Annotated in this window: 4 protein-coding genes; 3 read left to right on the top strand and 1 reads right to left on the bottom strand. The window is 31.1% G+C overall.

The genetic code is table 11. The annotated features are described in order from the left end of the window. A partial coding sequence (locus tag AC1DEF_RS28930) for a cold-shock protein (RefSeq protein WP_477727738.1) occupies positions 1-126 on the bottom strand: 126 nt, incomplete at its 3' end. A 243-nt stretch (positions 127-369) separates the two neighbouring features. On the opposite strand from AC1DEF_RS28930, the gene AC1DEF_RS28925 reads away from it, so the two are divergent. The 3 genes from AC1DEF_RS28925 (at position 370) to AC1DEF_RS28915 (ending at position 3,006) form a co-directional block, all read left to right on the top strand. Next, entirely contained in the window at positions 370-510 is a 141-nt protein-coding gene (locus tag AC1DEF_RS28925; protein WP_080781676.1) for an FbpB family small basic protein, read from the top strand. A 138-nt stretch (positions 511-648) separates the two neighbouring features. After that, complete coding sequence (locus AC1DEF_RS28920) at positions 649-831, top strand: hypothetical protein (RefSeq protein ID WP_025751379.1); 183 nt, start codon at positions 649-651, stop codon at positions 829-831. A gap of 1,734 nt (positions 832-2,565) precedes the next feature. Next, on the top strand, positions 2,566-3,006 hold the full coding sequence (locus tag AC1DEF_RS28915; protein WP_097825566.1) for an aspartyl-phosphate phosphatase Spo0E family protein: 441 nt from the start codon (positions 2,566-2,568) through the stop codon (positions 3,004-3,006). Positions 3,007-3,438: the final 432 nt, after the last annotated feature.

The following is a 3,438-nucleotide window of genomic DNA, read 5'->3' as shown; positions in this document are numbered from 1 at the left end:
TTCTAATGATTTGAAACCTTCACCTTGAATAGCACTGAAATGAACGAATACATCGTCTCCGCCTTCGATTTCAATGAAACCGAAACCTTTGTCTGCATTAAACCATTTTACTGTACCTTGTGTCATAATGTTGCCTCCTGCTGTGGAATGCTCCACAAATGTATTACCTCTCTTGCTCAATCATACTATTTCAAGATAAAAACTTCTGTTTAAGATTTTTTCTTCTCTCAATCTTATACCGAACAAAAACAAGTTAAATATAGTTTAACACATAGGGATATTGATAGCAAATAATTGCTTTTTTCCATTTAACCGTTATAATCATACTTGTATAGGGACTAAATTAAACAGTAAGAAAGAAGTGCCACTATGAGAAAGTTAAAACCCTCTTTTCAAAACCTAGTCAATGAAAACAGACATAAAATACTAGAAGATAAAAAGGTCATGGAAAAGATTGAAGAAAAAATTGAAGCTCGCCAGGAGCAGGCTATAAAGATGAAAATGAAATAAGAGTAGAATAAAAACATCCTATCTAAACGGATGTTTTTTTGTATTGTGCTGCTGTTGCATTTCTAGGTAAATGGCTTTTTACAGGATATTTCATCTGCTATGTCGAATCTAGCAAGTCATAAGAAAGGGGCTGTTAATATGAATTCAAAAGAACAAAAGAGGTTGGCAACTACTAGAGAACAAATGGAGAATGCTAAAGAACAAACTGATTTATCTTCTGAATTAGAACAGGACTTAGAGAACTTAGGATTGCAACGACGAATGAAACAATTAGAGTTAGAAAGCAAGTACCTAAAAAACCAGAACGATGAACTACTTTAATTCACAGCACCCGTTCAGGGGTGCTTTTTCAACATTTTAGTACTTTTGCCTCAGAACCACCTATCTATGATTAAGACTTTCTCCCAGAGCAAACAAATAAAAAAGATGGTTTACTCTCTTTTTATCTAATTCAGTTCTATCTATGTATGTATGTTTTATGATGAGATTCCATTAATCGCTATTTACTTTAAATCAACATGTTTCATTTCCAAAATAAATCTTTGATGGTCCAGATTACTTGATCTACAAAAGTTAATTCACGCTTATATCTCTTCCATTCCTTCTCATAGTTAACCTCAATATAACATCCAAAGAAAAGAGCTAATCGTCTAGTTGAAATATCTTTATAATGGCTTCTTTATGCATCTTCATAAATTATAGTATTAAGACACAACAAAATTTGACAAAATAAAAAACTTAACCTTATTCTATACTTAAAGATAAACTCAAGGAGTTGAGTTATAGCATAAATGGATAACATGCAGCGCTTTATAGAGTTAGTTTTACAGTTTGAACAATCCTTAAATAGAAAGCTAACTAATCAAGAAAAGGAATTCCTGATGTGGGTTGTAAAAAAGGAAAAACAGATAGAAGCGTAATTCTAAATTAATTACTCCTATCTGTTTTAGTAATGAAGGGTAGAGCCCTTCTTTTCAATTCTTCTTCGAGAATAAGAATGTTTGATCATTTAATTTCTCCTGTACCTGTACAAACCCTCCCGTAACAAGTAGCTTTAAATGTGTTGTATTATTTTCTATCCCAAAAGCTTTACATAATTCATATTGAATTTTCACACATCCCAATTTGTCTAATTCCCTTACAATACCTGTTCTTTTTATTTTATCTGAATTAAAACCTTTGTTCCACTCGGCAATTGATCGACTTGATAAGATATCAAAGAACCTGCGCTCCGATTATCAGCAGGCTTACCATACTCAATTTCTGCATCTGTTCCTCCTTCATCACAAAATGTCATTGAAAATTCATCTCTATCATAACCTTACTTAGTAGGAAGCCTCTTTAAAGATTGGCTTCTGTTCTCTTCTGCCCCATAAGGATTAATTGTACAAATAGCTGACTTACCTTTATTAATGGTATGTTCAATATGTGCTGCAGTTTTAGAGTATTTATCAGTCGGAAAATAAATCACTTTATCTATCATAGGATGTGTTACTCTCTTGTGATGAAGAGAATAAATCCTTTAAGTCAATGTTTTCTACGTCAGTCACATAAGCTAAAATCAACAAAATAAAAATAATCCAGTATATGATTTTTTTCAATCTTCTCAACTCCTTCACTAAAAACAGTATTATGAGAAACGCTCAGAATTGCAATGAATGGACAATGACCCGCGAAATAAAGGATATTTTCTTCTGGTAGCTTCTCAGTAACAACACTTCAACACTTATGCACCAGAATCCCCTTAACTATGTATAGTTAATTTATGATTAAGGTTGTCCAATATAGATAGTCCCAAAAAGTACACCTTTTAGACTGTGAAAAAATGACTTAAAAAACAGCTATCCCATTCGAAAAAGTATACTTTTTCGAATGGGATAGCTCATTAATGTCTATAATTTTTGTATTTTATTGTAATTTTTTGATATCTTTTGTAGAAACCGTTTTCATTCTATCTTATATTGCTCATAATATTTTTTATTGGCTCTATCTTTTTATTATAGACCTACTAAATTTCCTAGAAACTGAAAAATTGCGATGAGGTGAGAAAAAGCTATGTCAATGGTAATCAATTCAGTAGGTCAAATAAAGGACTTACGAAAGTGTATTGCAAAAAAAAGGAAAGAATTAATTGATCTAGGTAATAATTATGGACTTTTAGATAAAAAAACAATTAAGTGTAGTCAAGATTTGGACAAGCTTATAAATTTGCATATGAAATCTTATTCTAGTTCCACTAACATGTTTTTAGATTACGGAGGAGATCTACCTAGAACGAGACACTCGTATGGTAATCGTAAAGTTAGTGATTTTAAATATGAGGTAAAAGCCGTTGAACTTGCAAGAAGTAATATTCGTTTTTGTTCTGCCCAGTTGATTGCTCATTCAAATCTAGCAACATTTGGAGTATGTACTGCTTTAGTTCTAGTTGGTAATGGAACTAAAGCAGGTTTTGTTACCCTTCAAAATTTACGAAAGTTAACAACTCATTCGTGAAAATCTATCTTTTCTAACGCTTTAAACTAAATGTATAAATACTTAAAAAACATCGGATTAGAAAAAACTGATGTTTTTTTAAGTACTTTAAAATTAGAAACTGATACTAATTTAACTTTTCCTAATGAATCTTATTCCTTGATTTCATATGTACCATTGTTATATAACCACAAAACAGTATAATTTTTTTCTTTGAATATGACGTTACAACCAACCTTCATTAATTATCCTACCAAGCGCAAGGTTTTCTAAATAATTCTTTAAGGATACTGATTCATCAGTTTCCTTTTTTATTTTGAGAAAACAGGGAATCTTTTAAGACTCGTCGTATTCATATAGATAAAGAGGTGGTTGAATTGAAACAATTAATTATCAATAATGTTGAATTTAACGTTGAAAATTTCGAAGAAAAAACAATTACACATTCCACTA

The organism is Priestia sp. 10L35 (assembly GCF_056395685.1).
The sequence above is the reverse complement of the archived record's forward strand: the minus strand, read 5'-3'. Positions and strand labels throughout refer to the sequence as shown.

What these genes read in the sequence shown, in the direction of transcription:
- AC1DEF_RS28920 (WP_025751379.1), top strand. Translation starts at nt 649, where the DNA reads ATGAATTCAAAAGAACAAAAGAGGTTGGCAACTACTAGAGAACAAATG.
- AC1DEF_RS28915 (WP_097825566.1), top strand. Translation starts at nt 2,566, where the DNA reads ATGTCAATGGTAATCAATTCAGTAGGTCAAATAAAGGACTTACGAAAG.
- AC1DEF_RS28925 (WP_080781676.1), top strand. Translation starts at nt 370, where the DNA reads ATGAGAAAGTTAAAACCCTCTTTTCAAAACCTAGTCAATGAAAACAGA.